The organism is Novosphingobium profundi (assembly GCF_020524485.1).
Lineage (GTDB): Bacteria > Pseudomonadota > Alphaproteobacteria > Sphingomonadales > Sphingomonadaceae > Novosphingobium > Novosphingobium profundi_A.
Genome location: NZ_JAIVLF010000009.1, coordinates 46,478 through 62,611, shown reverse-complemented (window position 1 = coordinate 62,611; position 16,134 = coordinate 46,478). Strand labels below are relative to the sequence as shown.

Below are 16,134 nucleotides of genomic sequence, written 5' to 3'. Positions count from 1 at the left end.
GGTCAAGAACCGCGCTTCGCGAACGGCGAGAAAGGCTCAAAACCATCAAGGAGAGCCTGAAAATGCAGTTTCCATCGCTTCAAGCCAAGATCGACCACTTCGGTGGCGCCCTGCAGATGATGCGCAATTCGCAGACCGGTCCCTACCAGTTCCCGATACCCGCCGAGTTTTCCAACTGGCGCGAGGAGCAGCGCGCCTGGCGCGAAGGCGTGGCGCTCATGGACCAGTCGTTCCACATGACCGACCTCTACGTGGAAGGCCCCGATGTCATGGCCTTTGTCTCCAGCCTTGCGGTCAACACTTTCTCGAACTTCGGCGATGGCAAGGCCAAGCAGTTCATCGCCTGCGCCGAAAACGGCTTCCTCATCGGCGACATGATCATCTTCGGACTGGGCGAGCACCTGGTGAACATCGTGGGCCGCCCGACGGTCGCCAACTGGGTGGAGTACCAGGCCGCGACCTCGGGTTTCGACGTGCGCTGCGACCGCGACGAGCGCACGCTTCAGAACGCCAAGCCGCGCAAGACCTTCCGCTTCGAGCTTCAAGGCCCCAAGGCCTGGGCGCTGCTGGAAAAGCTGAACGGCGGTCCGATCGACCAGCCCCGCTTCTTCCAGATGGGGCATCTCTCGGTTTCCGGGCGCACGTTCCGTTCGCTGCGCCATGGCATGGGCGGCGCGCCGGGGCTGGAGTTCTGGGGCCCCTGGGAGCTCTATGACGAGATCAAGGGCACGATCCTGGAGGCGGGCGAGGAATTCGGCCTGCGCCAGGTCGGCGCGCGCGCCTATTCGAGCGCGGCGGTCGATTCCGGGTGGCTGCCGTGCCCGCTTCCCGCGATCTATTCGGGCGAGGAGATGCGCGCCTACCGCGAGTGGCTGCCCGCGACCAGTTTCGACGCGATTGCGGCGCTCGGCGGAAGTTTCGTCTCCGATGCGATCGAGGACTACTACTTCACCCCCTGGGAAGTGGACTATGGCCGCCTCATCCGCTTCGACCATGATTTCGTGGGCCGCAAGGCGCTGGAAGAAAAGGCCTCCCAGAAGCACCGCAAGAAGGTCTCGCTTGTCCTCGACAGCGAGGATGCGGCCAAGGTCTACGCCAGCCAGATGAGCCCGGGCCAGAACGCCAAGGCCATGGAAGTGCCGACCGCGCACTACGCGGCCTACCCCTATGACGTCGTGCTCGACACGCACGACAACGAAGTGGGGGTCTCGACCTACACCTCCTTCATTGCGCCGGACGGGGCCTGGGTGGCGCTGGCCGTGGTGGACGAGGAGGTCGCTGCGAAAGGCTCGGAGCTGAGCGTCATCTGGGGCGAACCTGCGGGCGGCTCGAACCGCCCCACGGTCGAACGGCACGTCCAGACCACGCTGCGCGCCACGGTCAGCGGATGGCCGTTTTCCAAGGTGGCGCAGGAGGGCTATCGCCCGGGCCTCGCCGCCTGAGCCTGCCCAGATCGTGCGCCTGTCGTCTCGATCCGGGGGAGTGATCTTCCCGGGATCGGGACGCCGGGCTTGCCTCGCCCGGGCGCATGGCTCAGGAAGGCCGCCATGAGCGAAGCGTCAAAACCCTGGGATAGCGAACTGGTCTCCAAATGGCTGGAGGCGCGCATCGAGGCCGCAGGCCGCGACCAGGCCGCCGCCGACCGGCGCGGCTATGGGTCGGAGGACGACTACGACAAGGCGGCGGCCGAAGAATGGGCCTGTCGCCGCCTGAAGATGTCGGCTTCCCTGGAGGATCAAGCCACTTTTGCGAGCGCGATCAAGCGTATGCTCGATCAGGACGACTATCGCATCACCGGCATTCACGACGATCGCCGGGTCGAACGCCACATCCGCGCGACCTTGCGCAAGATTGCCAAGATGACCAAGGCCAACGAAGGGTTCGAGAACCGGCTGCGCTATCAGTGAAGGCGGCCAGCGGATCCGTGTGACGCGGGAGGAGGGCGCTTGCCTCTGGCGTGTGGTTCCCTATGGCGAGGGAAACCCAGCAACAGGCGGATACCATGACAGCATCTTCAGACCACGCAAAGCGCGAGCACTTCGCTCACTGCGTCCAGATCTTCGGCGGCCCGGCGGCCTTCTCGCGCCGCATCGGGATTGACGAGCGCGCCATTCGCCGTTTCGCCAACGGCGAGCGTGAGCTGAGTGCAGGCCTGCTGGAAGACACCGCCAAGGAACTGCGCCGCCTGATCCTCGAGGCGACCGCCGCCGAGGAGGAACTGCGCGCTTCCCTCGATTGAAGTCCCGGCCCCGCCGCTGACAAGCGGACGGGGCCGAGCGGTTTTCAGGGTCCGACGTCCTGCGCGCCCGCCTTCAGCACGTGGCGCGCGCGTTCGTCAAAGCCCAGCTTGCGGGCGACGCGCGTATCCCAGTCGTAGGGATCGGCGTGGACAGAGGGCGTGCCTTCCTCATCCAGGACAACCGTCTGGTAGAGCAGACGGACCGGGATCTCGCGCGGAAGCGCCACGAAGGTTTCCTCGCCGGTCTCGCGCGCGGCGGTCCATTCCTCGCTCAGCCCGGCGTGGCTGGCGATCAGCGCGGCAAAGCCCAGCGCGTCCTCTACCCGCACACAGCCGTGACTGCGCTGGCGCTGAACCTCGTCGAACAGCGCCTTGGCGGGTGTGTCGTGGAGGTAGATCGCGTGGTCGTTCTTCATGTCGAACTTGACGAGACCGAGCGAGTTTTCGGGGCCGGACTGCTGGACGATCCAGCCATCCTTTCGCGCCATGTTGTTGGCGCGCAGGTACGCCGCGCCCTTGCCCGCCAGCTCGTTTTCCTCGATCGAGCGGGGCACGGTCCAGGTCGGGTTGGCAACGAGGCGATAGATGGGCGAGCCCAGCTGGGGCGTCTCGTGGCCCGGCTCGCCGACCACGGCCTTGCGGCGGTCGGCCACCTTGCCCTCGCGCCAGTAGGTCAGGCGCCCGGTCGCGGTGTTGACGTCGATGCGGGTGTCCGGCGCCTTGCGTTCGAGCCAGCGCAGCCGTTCCATCGCGACGGCCAGCGCGCGGGCGCGGTCCGCATCGGAAAAGTTCAGGATTTCCAGCGCGTCCTTGCCGATGATGCCATCGGGATCGATGCCGTAGTCGGCCTGCATGCGCTTGACCGCCGCGACCATCTCCTCGCTGTAGCGCTGCCCGGCCGCACGGCCCGCTGCGCTCGAAAGATACCCCGAAGCCGCCAGCTGGCGGGCAATGGCGGGAACGCGCGGGTCCTCGTCACCGGCTTCGAGCGGTTCCTCGGGCACAGGGATCTCGGGCGAGGGGGCCGCCTTCTTATCCGCGAGCGCGAGATAGGCCTTCGAGAGCGCTTCGTACGCCCCATCGTGGGGCGCAAGGCTGTTCAGCCAGTCGTCCACGTCCCCTTGCGCCAACGCCTTCGCCAGCCCAGCCTTCAGGTCGGGATCGTTGCGTGGCACCGTGTAGACCTCGTAGAGTTCACCGGGATCGCTGGCGCCCCGGGCAAGCGCGCTGGCGTAGAGGAGCGCGGCCTTCGTCATCGCCGTCTGGCCCGCCGCCGATCCGGCGTCCTCGGGCACCTCGAAGCGCACATGGTCAAGGCCATGTTCGGCCCGTTCCCCGATGGCTTCGCGCAGCTCCTCGATCGATCCGGACGTCCAGCGCGCCTCCCCCTCGGCTTCCGAAGAGCCTGAGCACCCCGCCAGCGCAGCCGCACCGATCAGGGGCAGGATTCCGGTTCTCGCAATTTGCACGCATTTCTCCCTATTCATCAGGGAGGACTAACCGCGCCCGGATGCAAAGGTTGCGCACACAAGTGCGCTCAGGCCCGGTCGGCGTAGATCATCCGGCCTTCGCCCAGGAACGCGAAGACATCGTCGAGTTCCTTCTCGCCCACCGCAAAGCACCCCTGGCTGCGGCCGAGCATGCCGTGTGTGCGCAGCATGTCCGGGTTGGCGTACCAGGCGCTGTGCAGCACGATGGCGCGCTGAAGCGCGTTGTCGTTCGTCGCATCAAGGCCGCTGAGGCGCTGCGAGCGGCCATGCTTGCCTACGTAGTAGTTGGAGGTGACATAGGCCCCCCGGCTCGACGCGTTCGAGCCCACCGCGTTGGAAAAGCTCTGTACGAAGCCGGTATGGGCCGGGTCGGACCCGGAGCCGTGCGAGACAAGGAGCTGGGTCGCCTTGCCCGCCTCGAGGTCGAGCAGGTGCATGCGGCGCTCCGAGGAGGCCTCGGAAAAGTCGATCAGCGCAATCCGGTCCCGGCGGCGCAGCGAAGAGGCGTGGGTCTCCATCGCCTGCCGCGCCCGCTCCAGGAGGCCCCGGTTCACCGGGAACTCGACAGGATCGGGTGCCGCGCGCGCGGCCACCTTGGCTGCCTGTGCACCGGGCGCTGCGGCGCGCGCAGAGGGAGTGGCACGGGCGGCCGGATCGGAAGTAAACGCGGAAGATCGGAACAGGAATGCGCCCAATGCGACCGCGCCGCCGGAGCGAACAAGGGCCCGGCGATCAAGTTTCGATTTCAGTTCTGCCATGCCCTCAATATAGGGATCACACCTTTATTTTAAAGAGACGGGAACTTTTCATAGTTTCTCATAAACTGTTCATAAGTGAACGTTTATTTGCACTTTTGGAGCCATTCCAGACTGTTCGATCCTGCGCCGGGAACCCAGAGGGCGGGGCTGCGCGTTAGCAGGAGATCACATCCCCGCGACCGGCAAGGAGGCCGAGACCCACGTGCTGGCGATACCCGAGGAAACCCGCAAGACCCTCGACCAGGAGAACGACCCGAAGATCGACGGGGACATCGGGCTCGTGCATGTCGATCCCTCCAGTCCCGGCTTCACGCGCCGGGCGCTGAAGCACGGCTTTGGCTACTACGACACGCACAGGAAACGCATCCGCGACCGCGCGACGATCACGCGGCTCGACGCCATTGCCCTGCCACCCGCCTATACCGAGGCCTGGTTTGCGCCAGCAGCCAACGCCCATATCCTGGCGACGGGCAAGGACGCGGCCGGGCGGCGCCAGTACCGGTATCACCCGCGCTTTCGCGAATGGCGCGAGACGATCAAGTACGAGCGCATGCTCGACTTTGCGGCCAGCCTGCCCACGATCCGCGAGGAAGTTTCCCGGCACATGCGCCGCCAGGGCCTCCCGCGCGAGAAGGTGCTGGCAACCGTCGTGCGGCTTCTGGAAACCACGATGATCCGGGTGGGCAACTCCGACTATGCGCGGCGCAACAAGAGCTACGGCCTCACCACCTTGCGCTGCCGGCACGTCTCGGTGGAGAAATCGAAACTGCGCTTCGATTTCAAGGGCAAGAGCGGGCGGAGCTGGCGCCTCAAGGTCACCGACCGGCGCGTGGCGCGGATCGTCAAGGCCATGCAGGAACTGCCCGGCCAGCATCTCTTCCAGTACCTGGACGAGGATGGCGAACGCCGGGAGGTCAGCTCCAGCGACATCAACGCGTACCTGCGCGATATTTCCGGACGCGACATCACCGCCAAGGATTTCCGCACCTGGAGCGGCACTGTCCTCGCCGCCATCGCGCTCAGCGAATACGAACTCTTCGACAGCGACGCGGCGGCCAAGCGCAATATCCGCGAGGCCATCGAAGGTGTCGCCGCGCGGCTTGGCAATACGCCCGCCGTCTGCCGCAAGTGCTACATCCACCCCGAAGTCTTCGAGGCCTATCTCTCGCGCGAACTGACCGAGGCGGCGCTCGACAGCATCGCCGCCGAGTTGGTGGAAGACCCCGGCCATCTCGACTCCGAAGAGGCGCTGGTCCTGGCTTTCCTGCGCCGACGCCTCGGGGCGGGGGCCTGATGCGCCGCTGCGTTTCCTCGCGGAAACTTTCGAGGTCCGAGCCGTGGTTGCCGGATCGGCGGCGTGGTGCGATCCTCCCCGCGATGCTTCACCAGTTCTCCCTTGCGTTCGCCTGTACGGCTTGGCGACGTGCGCGCCTCCTGCGCGTCGCGGCGCTGTTTCTCGCGTTCGTCGCTACCGCTCCCGGGCCAGCGTTCGCGCAGTTGGACGCCGCCCTTGGCACGCAGGTCGCAGAGGCCGAGGGCGAGAACGCGCCAGGCACAGAGCAGGTCATCTCCGACGAGCAGGACGAGGGCGCCGACACCCGCATGGCCATGCGCATTCGCGGCATCTTCTCCGAATTGCCCGCCTTCCGCGATGTAAAGGTGACGGTGCGCCAGGGCGTGGTGAGCCTGACAGGAACCGTGCCCGAAACCTCCGACATCGCGCGCGCCGAAGGCATCGCCCGGCGCGTTTCGGGCGTGGTGACCGTCGACAGCGCGCTCCAGCGTGACCTTTCGCTGGCCGCCAGCGCCGATACGCTGGGATCGCTTCAGGGGCGTCTCGAACAGTTTGTGCGGGTCCTTCCCCTTGTCGGGATCGCGGTGGCCGTCGCCTTCGGGATCGGCCTTGTCGGCTATGCCCTCGCCGGACTGACCGGGATCTGGCACCGCGTCGCCCCCAACAGTTTCCTCGCTGAACTGATTGCGAGTGCCATCCGCTTCGTCTTTGTCGTTGCGGGTCTGATCGTCGGGCTCAACCTGATTGGCGCGGAGACCCTGCTGGGCGCGGTGCTCGGCGGGGCGGGCCTGCTGGGACTCGCGCTGGGATTTGCCTTGCGCGACACGATCGAGAACTACGTTGCTTCGCTCATGCTCAGCGTGCGCCAGCCTTTCCTTCCCAACGACCATGTGGTCATCGACAGCTACGAGGGCCGGGTCATCCGCCTCACCAGTCGCGCGACGATCCTGATGACGCTGGAAGGCAACCACCTGCGCATCCCCAATTCGCAGGTCTTCAAGGCGGTGATCCTCAACTACACCCGCAACCCGCAGCGGCGCTTCCAGTTCGATCTGGGCGTTGATGCCGACGACGATGCGCTCGCCGCCCGCAGGCTCGGCCGCGACACGCTCGGCAGCCTGCCCTTCGTGCTGGACGATCCGGGCCCCGAGGCCCGCGTGCTGGAGGTGGGCGATTCCAACGTCGTGCTCCGCTTCCTGGGCTGGATCGACCAGGACGAAAGCGATTGGTACAAGGCGCAGAGCTTGGCCATCGTGGCGGTGAAGACGGCGCTGGAAGATGCTGGGTTTGGTCTGCCCGAGCCGATCTACCGCCTGCGCTTCGATCCCCGCTCGGCCGCCGTGCCGCTCCCGCAAGGTCCGGCCCCCGCCGCGCCCGAGGCCGCAGCAAAGCCGCGGGCATCCTCGCAGGTGCGCGCACAGGCCGAGGACGTGCGCCCCACCGACGAGATCCGGGACATGGTCGAGGCCGAACGGGCCGCAACCCGAGGCGGGAAGGCCGACCTCCTGGACGAAGCGCGGCCCGTCGAATAAACGAACGGGCCGCGCGGATCGCTCTTAACGGGCCTGGAGCCAGGCCGCGATCTGGGCGCGCTGGCGCGGACGGTCGCGCAGGCGCACCTTGAGGCGGGCAAGCGCCTCGCTCACCGGCTTGGCCTGATCCGCCGGGATCCCGGCGATGTAGTCCTCCAGTGTGCCGACCATCTCGGGATTGGTGCTGGCGCGCACCAGACGCGCCTGGAAGCGCGCACGGCCCGAGCTGGAGACCAGCGTTTCGACCGCGTCTTCATGGCCGCGCACGAAGCTCCAGGCGAGGTCGGGGTGCAGCCCGGCCACGGCCACGATCATCTGCGCGCCGCTGGTGGCATCGGGCGTGCCCGAAATGGCAAGGTCCAGCGTCCTTTGCGCCAGGGCCTCATCCTTCGCCTCGCCAAGCGCGGCGTAGTACAGCTGCCGCTCGACGATGGAATTTGCCTTTTCGGCGAGCGACTTCATCAGGTCCCAATCCTCGGGCGAGGCGTTCGCGGCGGCCACGGCCAGCCAGGTCGACTTGAGCGGACCGTCAAGGGCATCGGGATTGGTGGCAAGCGCCTGGAAGCGGCTGCGCGCCTCTGTTACGACAGCCGGATCGCCCATGCCGCCAAGGTCGCGGATGAGTTCGGAGCGAAGCGCGGTATCGGTCAGGTCCTCGCCCTCGCGCGCCTCGAAGCCAAGCGCGGCCAGGCGCGGCCCGTAGGTCGCCGAAGCCAGGTCGCGCAGCTGCGCCTTGGCGCCGTCCTCCTCGAGGATTTCATGGAGCGCGGCATAGAGGCTGGCGACATTGCCCGCCAGCACCGGATCGCTGTCGGCCGGAACCGCCGCGATGAAGTCCATGCCCACCGCAAGGTCCTGGTAGCCCGCCATCGCAAGCGCGAGATTGTCGCGCACGAGGCCGTACTGGTCGATGGCCGACAGGCCTGCAAAGCCGTCCAGAACACCGCCCAGAGCCTGTGCGCCATAAAGCGTGCGGTAATATCCCAGCTGCCCCGAGTTGACGAGAGCCGGGCCGCAGCCTGCGATCGTCACCCGGTCGGTCTTGCCGGTCATCAGGTGCTGCACCGGCTCGCCTTCGCCCGCGCTCAGGAGCAGCGGGATCGGCCAGGTCTGCGCGCTCGTGCCGCTGGTATCCTCAAGCGAGAATTCGCCCTGGGCGAGCTCGAGCGTGGTCTTGCCCGCCGCGCATGTCGCTGAAGTCACCCGCACCAGCGGAACCCCGGGTTGCGTGGTGAAGGCCTGGGCGATGCGGTTGATGTCCGTGCCGCCGGCCTGTTCAATAGCGCTCCACAGATCCTTGCTCTGCGTGTTCGCGAAGGCATGCGCCTTCATGTAGCGGCGCAGGCCATCGCGCCAGGTGTCCGGCCCGGCGTAGTGTTCGAGCATGGTGATGACCGCCTGGCCCTTCTGGTAGGTGATCCCGTCGAAGGCCTGCTCCATTTCCGCGACGGTGCGCACGTGCTGGACGACCGGGTGCGTGGTGGCGAGCGCGTCCTGCGACATCGCGCCCTCGCGCCCGTCGATCTGGCCCAGGAGCCAGTTCCACTTCGGGTTGAAGTGGTCGGTCGCCTTGGCCGCCATCCAGCTGGCAAAGCCCTCGTTCAGCCACAGGTCGTCCCACCATCCCATGGTGACGAGATCGCCGAACCACTGGTGCGCCATCTCGTGCGCCTCGACGCTGTAGATGCCCTGCTTGAGCCCGGGGCTGGTCAGCTTGGGATCAAGCAGGAGGAGGCGCTGGAAGGTCATGATCGCGCCCCAGTTCTCCATCGCGCTGAAGAACTGCGAGGCACCCGGCGCGGCGACGTTGTCGAGCTTGGGCAGGGGGAAGCGCACGCCGAAGTAGTCGTCGAAGTAGGGGAGCAGTTCGGCCATCGAGTCGCGCGCGTAGGTCATCTGCGCGCCGGTGCCCGTGGGCCCGACAATGCCGGTCTCGACCCCGTCGGCCGCCGTGATCGCCGAGCGTTCAAAATCGCCGCTGGCAAAGAAGAGCAGGTAGCTGCTCATGCGCGGCGTGGTTTCGAAAGTCACGCGCTTGGTACCGTTGCCCAGGTCCTCGCTCCTGGCAACCGGCATGTTGCCGATGGCCATGTCGCTTGTGGGCACCACGGCGCTCAGATCGAAGGTCGCCTTGTAGCTGGGTTCATCGAAGCTGGGCACGAAGCGGCGCGCATCCGGCGCCTCGAACTGGGTGAAGAGGCCGCGCACGTCCTTGCCGGTAGCAGGATCGGGGTAGTCGAGCGCGAAAAGCCCTGCCGCCTGCGTTCCGATAGGGCCGGTATAGGCGATATCAAGGCGGTAGCGCCCGGCGGCAATCGTCTCAGGCGCAGCGAAGGTGAGGGTCTGCGCCTCGGCATCGGCGCTCGGCGTCAGCGTGATCGGCGCGCCGCCGCCTTCGGGGAGGAGGGTGGCTGCGGTGACGGTCAGCCCGTTGCCGTTGAGCGTGAGCGAGGGCGTCGCCTCGAACACCTGGAGATCGATGCCCACGCTCGCGCCGAAGGAAAGCGAGGCCGCGTCTGGTACCAGTTGGATCGTGTAATGCAGCGGGCGCGCGCTGCGCGGCAGGCTGCTCGGGATCGTCTCGGGCAGCGGCGCGAGCTTCGCGTTCTCGGCCGAGATCGAGGGCATCGCAACATCGCGGGCCGAAGCGTTCTGGCAGAGCATGAAGGCAAGAACGGCCGCCGCCGTGGTAACGCCTGCGCGAAGTTTGCGACGCATGAATGATGTCTCCTGGCATGCGGGGGAAGGGGGCGGCAGGAGGGTAAAGGGAATTTTCATTCGTTTCCAGTCCCGAAGATTGCGTGCTTGCGGAAGGACCTTACTCACGCCCTTCAAGTCACGGGCATTTCGGGGCCGGGCATCGGGCTCGATGATCGATAACCGCCAGGCTATAGATCATATTTGCTTGAATGATGATCTATAGAAGAGCATTCCTTCGATCATGCACTGGAACTGGCAACAGCCCGACTGGCCCGACTTCACGTACGATCCCGCCGCGCTGCGCGAGGCGGAGGACCGCTTCCTCAAAGGGGCCGGGGTGGTTGTGGGAGCCATGACCCATCTCGCCCCGCAGGAGCGCGAGCAACTGACCATCGCGATGATAGCGCAGGAGGCAGTCGACAGCTCGGCCATCGAAGGCGAAGTGCTCGACCGGGCGAGCGTGCAGTCCTCGGTGGCCCGGCATCTGGGCATCAAGGCCGACACCCGCCGGGCCAATGCAGCCGAGGCCGGGGCCGCCGAGCTCATGGCGGACCTCTACCGCACCTATGCCGAACCGCTGAGCGAAGCGATGCTGCTGCGCTGGCACGCCATGCTGATGAACGGACGGCGCGACCTCGACGCCATCGGCAGCTACCGTAGCCATGCCGACCCGATGCAGATCGTCTCGGGCGCGCTGCATGCCCCCAGGGTCCATTTCGAGGCGCCGCCTTCCGCGCAGGTTCCCGGCGAGATGGACCGGCTAATCGCCTGGTTCAACGAGACCGCCCCCGCAGGCCCCACGCGCAAGGGGGCATTGGTGCGCGCTGGGCTCGTCCATCTCTGGTTCGAAACGATCCACCCCTTCGAGGACGGCAATGGCCGTATCGGCCGGGCGCTTGCGGAGAAGGCGCTGGCGCAGTCGCTCGATGCCCCCGCCATTACCGCGCTTGCCGAAACCATCCAGCGCCGCCGCAAGGCCTATTACGAGGAGTTGCACCGCGCGAGCCGCTCCAACGCGGTGGATGCCTGGCTGGCCTGGTTTGCCGACACGGCGCTTGCCGCACAGGCACGAAGCCGGGAGCACGTCACCTTCCTGATCGCCAAGACGCGCCTGTTCGACCGCCTGCGCGGCGCAATCAACGAACGGCAGGAGAAGGCCTTGCTGCGCATGTTCGCGCAAGGACCCGACGGCTTCGACGGGGGGCTGAGCGCGGCGAACTACCGCACGATCACGGGCGCACTCTCGGCCACCGCGACCCGCGACCTCGCCGAACTTGTCGCACTGGGTGCGCTGCGCCGGGAAGGGGAACTGCGCTACACCCGCTATTATCTGGCACTCGGCGGCCCCTAACCTTAAGGCGATAATATTTCTTATGTTAAATAAGGGCCATGCCTTGCTCGGGCCGTTCACATTCCCTGGCCGCCCCCGCCGCGCGCGTCAGCGCAGCAGGTTCTTCAAGTAGTGGCCATAGTCCGACTTGCCGAGTTTCGCGATTGCCGCTTCCAGCTCCACCGCGCCGATGAAGCCCTTGCGGAACGCGATTTCCTCAGGTGCCGCGATCTTGAAGCCCTGCCGCTTTTCCAGCACCCGCACGAAATCGGCGGCATCCAGCAGACTGTCGGGTGTGCCGGTGTCGAGCCAGGCGTAACCGCGCCCCATGATCGCGACCGAAAGCTCGCCGCGCTCGAGGTAGGCCTTGTTGACGTCAGTGATTTCAAGTTCGCCGCGCGCCGAAGGCGTCAGGTTGGCCGCGATGTCGACGACTTGGGCATCGTAGAAGTAGAGGCCTGTCACCGCCCAGTTGCTCTTGGGCTCGGCAGGCTTTTCTTCGATTGAAAGCGCCCGCATCTCGGTATCGAAATCGACCACGCCGTAGCGTTCGGGGTCGGTCACATGATAGGCAAATACGCTGGCGCCGACCGTCTTTTCCTGTGCCTTGGTCATGATCTCGGGCAGGCCGTGGCCGTAGAAGATATTGTCGCCCAGGATCAGCGCAGAGGGCTGCCCCGCAATGAAGTCGGCCCCAATGACATAGGCCTGCGCCAGCCCGTCGGGGCTCGGCTGTTCGGCGTATTCCAGCGTCATGCCCCACTGCGAACCGTCGCCCAGCAGTTCGCGAAAGGCGGGCAGGTCGCGCGGGGTCGAGATGATCAGCACTTCGCGGATACCCGCCAGCATCAGCGTGCTCAGCGGATAGTAGATCATCGGCTTGTCATAGATCGGCATGATCTGCTTCGAGGACGCCAGTGTCATCGGGTAGAGACGCGAGCCGGAGCCTCCAGCCAGAATGATGCCTTTCATGGGGTAACCTTCCCGAACTTGGTCATTTTCTATAATCCAGAGCCCGCTCAATCAGCCTCGGCCAGAAGCCGGACGACGATGGGCCCAAGCGCATCGCGCCAGGCGGGCAAGGCCACGCCATGGGTCCGCGCGAGCTTGCCGCAGTCGAGCCGTGAATTGGCAGGACGGCGTGCAGGCGTGGGGTAGTCGGCCGTGGTGATGGCATTCACGTGTGCCGCGGGCCCACCATGGCGCGCGCTGGCAGCGAAAATAGCCTCGGCGAATTCGGCCCAACTGGCCTCGCCCGCAGCTGTCATGTGAAACACACCGCGCAAGGCCGGATCGCTGTTGCCCACGAGGTTCTCGGCCACCTGGAGGACGCCCTCGGCAATATCGAGCGCGCTCGTCGGATTGCCGCGCTGGTCGCCCACCACGCCCAGCGTATCGCGGGTTTCGGCAAGACGAAGCATCGTCTTCACGAAGTTGGCGCCGAAGGGGCTGTAGACCCAGGCCGTGCGCAGGATCGCGCTGTTGCCCGCATGTGCGGCGAGCACCGCCTGCTCGCCGGCGAGTTTCGAGGCGCCGTAAACGCCCGTCGGACCGGTCGGATCGTCCTCGGTCCAGGCACGTTCCCCCGTACCGTCGAAGACGTAATCGGTGGAGAGGTGGACCAACGGCACACCCAGCGTTTCGGCCACCGCCGCAATGGCCCCTGCCCCGCGCGCGTTGACGGTGTCGGCCAGGTCGGGCTCGCTCTCGGCCTTGTCGACCGCCGTATAGGCCGCCGCCGACACGATCACGTCGGCAGCGGCGGCTTCCAGCGCCGCTGCGATGGAGGCCGTGTCGGTGAGGTCCAGTTCCGGCCGCCCGAGCGCAAGGATCTCATGCCCGCGCACAGAGGCCCGTTCGATCAGGCTGGTCACGACCTGTCCGGTCCTGCCGGTGACTGCGATCTTCATGCTGTCTGCTTGCTTTCGTTCGGGCTCAGGCCGAGGCGCTCGCCGTCGTAGCGAGCGCGCAAGGGGGCCCACCACCACTCGTTCTCGAGGTACCAGCGCACCGTCCGGGCAATGCCGCTGTCGAAGTTTTCCTGCGCTTTCCAGCCCAGTTCGTCCTCCAGCCTGGTCGCATCGATCGCATAGCGCGCGTCGTGTCCGGGACGGTCGGCCACGAACGTGATCAAGGATTCGCGCGGAGTATCGGTGGGCACCAGTCGGTCAAGTTCGCGGCAGATCGTGCGCACGACATCGATGTTGCGCCGCTCGTTGCGCCCGCCCACGTTGTAGGTCTCACCCACCCGGCCCGTGGCGACAATGAGGTCGAGGGCGCGGGCGTGATCCTCGACGAAGAGCCAGTCGCGCACGTTTTCGCCCTTGCCGTAGACCGGCAGCGGTTTGCCCGCGAGCGCGTTCAGGATCGTGAGCGGGATCAGCTTTTCGGGAAAGTGGTAGGGGCCGTAGTTGTTCGAGCAGTTCGACACCACCACCGGCAGGCCGTAGGTACGCTTCCAGGCCTTGGCGAGGTGGTCCGAGGCCGCCTTGGACGCCGAATAGGGCGAACTGGGATCGTAGGGCGTGGTCTCGGTGAAGAGCCCTTCTTCGCCCAGCGAACCGTAGACCTCGTCGGTCGACACATGCAGAAAGCGGAAGGCCTCCTTGGCTTTGCCTTCCAGCGTGTTCCAGTAGGTTCGCGCCGCTTCCAGAAGCGTGAAGGTGCCCACCACGTTGGTGTGGATGAAGTCGGCAGCCTCGGTGATCGAGCGATCGACATGGCTCTCGGCCGCAAGGTGCATGATGCGCTGGGGCTGAAATTCGCCGATGGCCGCGTCCATCGCCGCGCGGTCGCGGATATCGGCTTTCAGGAAACGGTGCCGTGCGTTGCCTTCGACTGCCTTAAGCGAAGCCTCGCAGCCCGCGTAAGTCAGGGCATCGATGGTGAGAACCTCGTAGCCCTTGTCGAGCACGAGATGGCGCACCAGCGCCGAGCCGATGAAGCCAGCGCCGCCGGTCACGATCACACGCATGGGATCAGGCCCCTTCGTACTGGAAATAGGTGGGCAGTTGCGCCAGCGAAGGCTGCACCCGGTCCTTGCCCGAGAGCGTCTCACGGTCGGCCACGTCGGGCCAGGCAATGGCGATCTCGGGGTCATCGAAGGCGAGGCCCTTGTCGCATTCGGCGCTGTAGTAGCCGGTGACCTTGTAGCAGATGACCGTGTCGGGCTCGAGCGAACAGAAGCCGTGGGCAAAGCCGGGCGGAACCCACAGCTGCTTGCCGTTCTGCGGGCTCAGCGTCTCTCCCACCCACTGGCCATAAGTGGGCGAGCCCACCCGAATGTCCACCGCCACGTCGAAGAGCGATCCCGCCGTGCAGCGCACGAGCTTGCCCTGGACGTGCGGCGCGCTCTGGAAGTGGAGGCCGCGTATCGTACCGGCCTTTGCGCTGAGCGATTCGTTATCCTGGACGAAAACGGCATCGCCGCAGGAGGCGGCAAAGAGATCGGCCCGGAACGTTTCGGCGAAATAGCCTCGCTCATCGCCAATTTGGCGCGGGGTGATTATGGCCACGCCTTCGATGGCACATTGCTGGATTTCCATGAAAGTTTCCTAGCGGACCTGCATCCTCAGACCTAGGGCATTTTGCATTTTGGCGGCGGATCGCACACCGCCCCGGCCCCGAAATCAGATCTCAAAGACCCAAGGCGCGCAACATCGGCTTGCTCCACCGACGCGTCTTGGGATCACGGATCGGATAGGAATTATCGTAGCCCCACGCGCAGCTGTCGATCCCGACATTCTCGAACGCATCGTGCACTGCCTTGTAATACGTCACGCGCTGCTCCTGCGGGATGACGCCATAGGCCCCGAACTCACCGAGGAACAAAGGCTTGCCCGTTCGCCGCACAAAGGCCCGCGCCGCCTCGGCGCTTGCCTTCAGGTGCGCATAGTCCTCAGGCGTCCCGAAAGTTGCCCCGATCGGCACCGGCTTCTTGGTCGGGGCGCCCTGCTGCGAGAAGGCGACCGGGTCGTAGTAGTGGAACGTGTAGACAAGGTCGGGATCCTTGAAGAGGGGAATGGTCTTCAACTGGCCGACGCTGCTCCACCAGCCTCCGCCGATCACGATGACGCGATCCGGGTGTTTCTGGCGTATCAGATCGATGGCGGGGGCATAGAGTGCCGGGATGTTCCTGTTGGTCAGCTTGCCTTGCGGCTCATTGAGAAGTTCGAACCAGAGTTGCGGGGGGGCTCCTGCGAACTGATCCGAAATCTGCGTCCACGTCGCAAGGAACTGCGTCCGGCTTCCTGCCGGATCGCGCATGGCCTCATGGAAATGATGGACATCGAGAATGACACGCAGATCGGCCGCCAATGCGGCATCGACCACGTCGACTACCCTTTGCATGAACGCCGGGTCGATCATGTAGTCCGGCGCGCCGCCCTGATGGGCACTCCACATGACCGGCAGACGCACTGTCTTGAAACCAACTGCGGCGATATCGGTGAAATCCTTGTCCGTCGCAGGTGGCGCAAGGTCGCCTTCATGGCGCGCATCCAGCTTGTCGCCAATGTTGATGCATGGACCCACCTGGCGGGAAAGAACCTCCTCGGCTTGAGCCGAGGCAGCCGCTCTGCTCTCTCGTGCGCCTGCGCCTGCGGGACCACCGGAAAGGCAGACAAGACCCAGCATGCAAAGGCTTCGTGCGCCTGTTCGGGCCAGCTTGCGGTAAGACCTCATTTCACGATCCTCATGTGCACCCAACGCAGTACGGCGCCAATCCGCGCCCGAAAAAATGCTCTGCAGCCTAGCCGCATACCATCCGTGGACACGGTCCTGCCGCGCGCC

Annotated in this window: 14 protein-coding genes; 6 read left to right on the top strand and 8 right to left on the bottom strand. The window is 65.8% G+C overall.

All coding sequences use genetic code 11. The features are described 5' to 3' along the window. The first annotated feature begins 62 nt into the window (after window positions 1–62). The 3 genes from LC060_RS20545 (at window position 63) to LC060_RS20535 (ending at window position 2,239) form a co-directional block, all read left to right on the top strand. The gene (locus tag LC060_RS20545) at window positions 63–1,442 is read left to right on the top strand and encodes an aminomethyl transferase family protein (RefSeq protein WP_226638570.1); all 1,380 of its coding nucleotides are present in this window, start codon (window positions 63–65) and stop codon (window positions 1,440–1,442) included. 105 nt (window positions 1,443–1,547) lie between these two features. Next, window positions 1,548–1,907, top strand: coding sequence for a hypothetical protein (locus LC060_RS20540; RefSeq protein WP_226638569.1), 360 nt, complete (start codon window positions 1,548–1,550; stop codon window positions 1,905–1,907). Between the two features lie 95 nt (window positions 1,908–2,002). Beyond that, window positions 2,003–2,239, top strand: a complete 237-nt coding sequence (locus tag LC060_RS20535; protein WP_226638568.1) for a hypothetical protein — start codon at window positions 2,003–2,005, stop codon at window positions 2,237–2,239. Between the two features lie 44 nt (window positions 2,240–2,283). On the opposite strand, the gene LC060_RS20530 is transcribed toward LC060_RS20535, so the two are convergent. After that, window positions 2,284–3,708: a L,D-transpeptidase family protein gene (locus LC060_RS20530; protein WP_413465147.1), complete on the bottom strand. Its 1,425-nt coding sequence runs from the start codon at window positions 3,706–3,708 to the stop codon at window positions 2,284–2,286. 68 nt (window positions 3,709–3,776) lie between these two features. Continuing rightward, complete coding sequence (locus LC060_RS20525; RefSeq protein WP_226638567.1) at window positions 3,777–4,487, bottom strand: murein L,D-transpeptidase catalytic domain family protein; 711 nt, start codon at window positions 4,485–4,487, stop codon at window positions 3,777–3,779. Window positions 4,488–4,689: 202 nt separating this feature from the next. On the opposite strand from LC060_RS20525, the gene LC060_RS20520 reads away from it, so the two are divergent. Both LC060_RS20520 and LC060_RS20515 read left to right on the top strand, forming a co-directional pair. Then, window positions 4,690–5,781: a DNA topoisomerase IB gene (locus LC060_RS20520; protein ID WP_226638566.1), complete on the top strand. Its 1,092-nt coding sequence runs from the start codon at window positions 4,690–4,692 to the stop codon at window positions 5,779–5,781. Between the two features lie 203 nt (window positions 5,782–5,984). Continuing rightward, window positions 5,985–7,313 carry a mechanosensitive ion channel family protein gene (locus tag LC060_RS20515; RefSeq protein ID WP_226638565.1) on the top strand — a complete coding sequence of 443 codons (1,329 nt, stop codon included), beginning with the start codon at window positions 5,985–5,987 and terminating at the stop codon, window positions 7,311–7,313. 24 nt (window positions 7,314–7,337) lie between these two features. Here LC060_RS20515 and LC060_RS20510 read toward each other — a convergent pair whose 3' ends face one another. After that, window positions 7,338–10,031 (bottom strand): M1 family metallopeptidase, encoded by a 2,694-nt coding sequence (locus tag LC060_RS20510; RefSeq protein WP_226638564.1) that lies wholly within the window; start codon window positions 10,029–10,031, stop codon window positions 7,338–7,340. A gap of 223 nt (window positions 10,032–10,254) precedes the next feature. Here LC060_RS20510 and LC060_RS20505 point away from each other — a divergent pair, with 223 nt between their 5' ends. Next, window positions 10,255–11,364, top strand: a complete 1,110-nt coding sequence (locus tag LC060_RS20505; RefSeq protein ID WP_226638563.1) for a Fic family protein — start codon at window positions 10,255–10,257, stop codon at window positions 11,362–11,364. A gap of 87 nt (window positions 11,365–11,451) precedes the next feature. On the opposite strand, the gene rfbA is transcribed toward LC060_RS20505, so the two are convergent. From rfbA to LC060_RS20480, 5 genes are all read right to left on the bottom strand, one after another. Further along, window positions 11,452–12,315 (bottom strand): glucose-1-phosphate thymidylyltransferase RfbA, encoded by an 864-nt coding sequence (gene rfbA / locus LC060_RS20500; protein ID WP_226638562.1) that lies wholly within the window; start codon window positions 12,313–12,315, stop codon window positions 11,452–11,454. Window positions 12,316–12,362: 47 nt separating this feature from the next. Next, entirely contained in the window at window positions 12,363–13,253 is an 891-nt protein-coding gene (gene rfbD, locus LC060_RS20495; RefSeq protein ID WP_226638561.1) for a dTDP-4-dehydrorhamnose reductase, read from the bottom strand. Then, entirely contained in the window at window positions 13,250–14,317 is a 1,068-nt protein-coding gene (rfbB, locus tag LC060_RS20490; RefSeq protein WP_226638560.1) for a dTDP-glucose 4,6-dehydratase, read from the bottom strand. The genes rfbD and rfbB overlap by 4 nt, the downstream gene beginning before the upstream one ends. A gap of 4 nt (window positions 14,318–14,321) precedes the next feature. Further along, window positions 14,322–14,888 carry a dTDP-4-dehydrorhamnose 3,5-epimerase gene (gene rfbC / locus LC060_RS20485; RefSeq protein WP_226638559.1) on the bottom strand — a complete coding sequence of 189 codons (567 nt, stop codon included), beginning with the start codon at window positions 14,886–14,888 and terminating at the stop codon, window positions 14,322–14,324. Between the two features lie 91 nt (window positions 14,889–14,979). Beyond that, a complete protein-coding gene (locus LC060_RS20480) occupies window positions 14,980–16,050 on the bottom strand; it encodes a glycoside hydrolase family 5 protein (protein ID WP_226638558.1) in 1,071 nt (356 codons plus the stop codon). Window positions 16,051–16,134: the final 84 nt, after the last annotated feature.

Excerpts from the sequence above, each read along its gene's own strand:
- LC060_RS20505 (WP_226638563.1), top strand. The coding sequence starts at position 10,255 with ATGCACTGGAACTGGCAACAGCCCGACTGGCCCGACTTCACGTACGAT.
- rfbC (WP_226638559.1), bottom strand. The coding sequence starts at position 14,888 with ATGGAAATCCAGCAATGTGCCATCGAAGGCGTGGCCATAATCACCCCG.
- LC060_RS20525 (WP_226638567.1), bottom strand. The coding sequence starts at position 4,487 with ATGGCAGAACTGAAATCGAAACTTGATCGCCGGGCCCTTGTTCGCTCC.
- rfbB (WP_226638560.1), bottom strand. The coding sequence starts at position 14,317 with ATGCGTGTGATCGTGACCGGCGGCGCTGGCTTCATCGGCTCGGCGCTG.
- LC060_RS20510 (WP_226638564.1), bottom strand. The coding sequence starts at position 10,031 with ATGCGTCGCAAACTTCGCGCAGGCGTTACCACGGCGGCGGCCGTTCTT.
- LC060_RS20545 (WP_226638570.1), top strand. The coding sequence starts at position 63 with ATGCAGTTTCCATCGCTTCAAGCCAAGATCGACCACTTCGGTGGCGCC.
- LC060_RS20535 (WP_226638568.1), top strand. The coding sequence starts at position 2,003 with ATGACAGCATCTTCAGACCACGCAAAGCGCGAGCACTTCGCTCACTGC.
- rfbA (WP_226638562.1), bottom strand. The coding sequence starts at position 12,315 with ATGAAAGGCATCATTCTGGCTGGAGGCTCCGGCTCGCGTCTCTACCCG.
- LC060_RS20540 (WP_226638569.1), top strand. The coding sequence starts at position 1,548 with ATGAGCGAAGCGTCAAAACCCTGGGATAGCGAACTGGTCTCCAAATGG.
- rfbD (WP_226638561.1), bottom strand. The coding sequence starts at position 13,253 with ATGAAGATCGCAGTCACCGGCAGGACCGGACAGGTCGTGACCAGCCTG.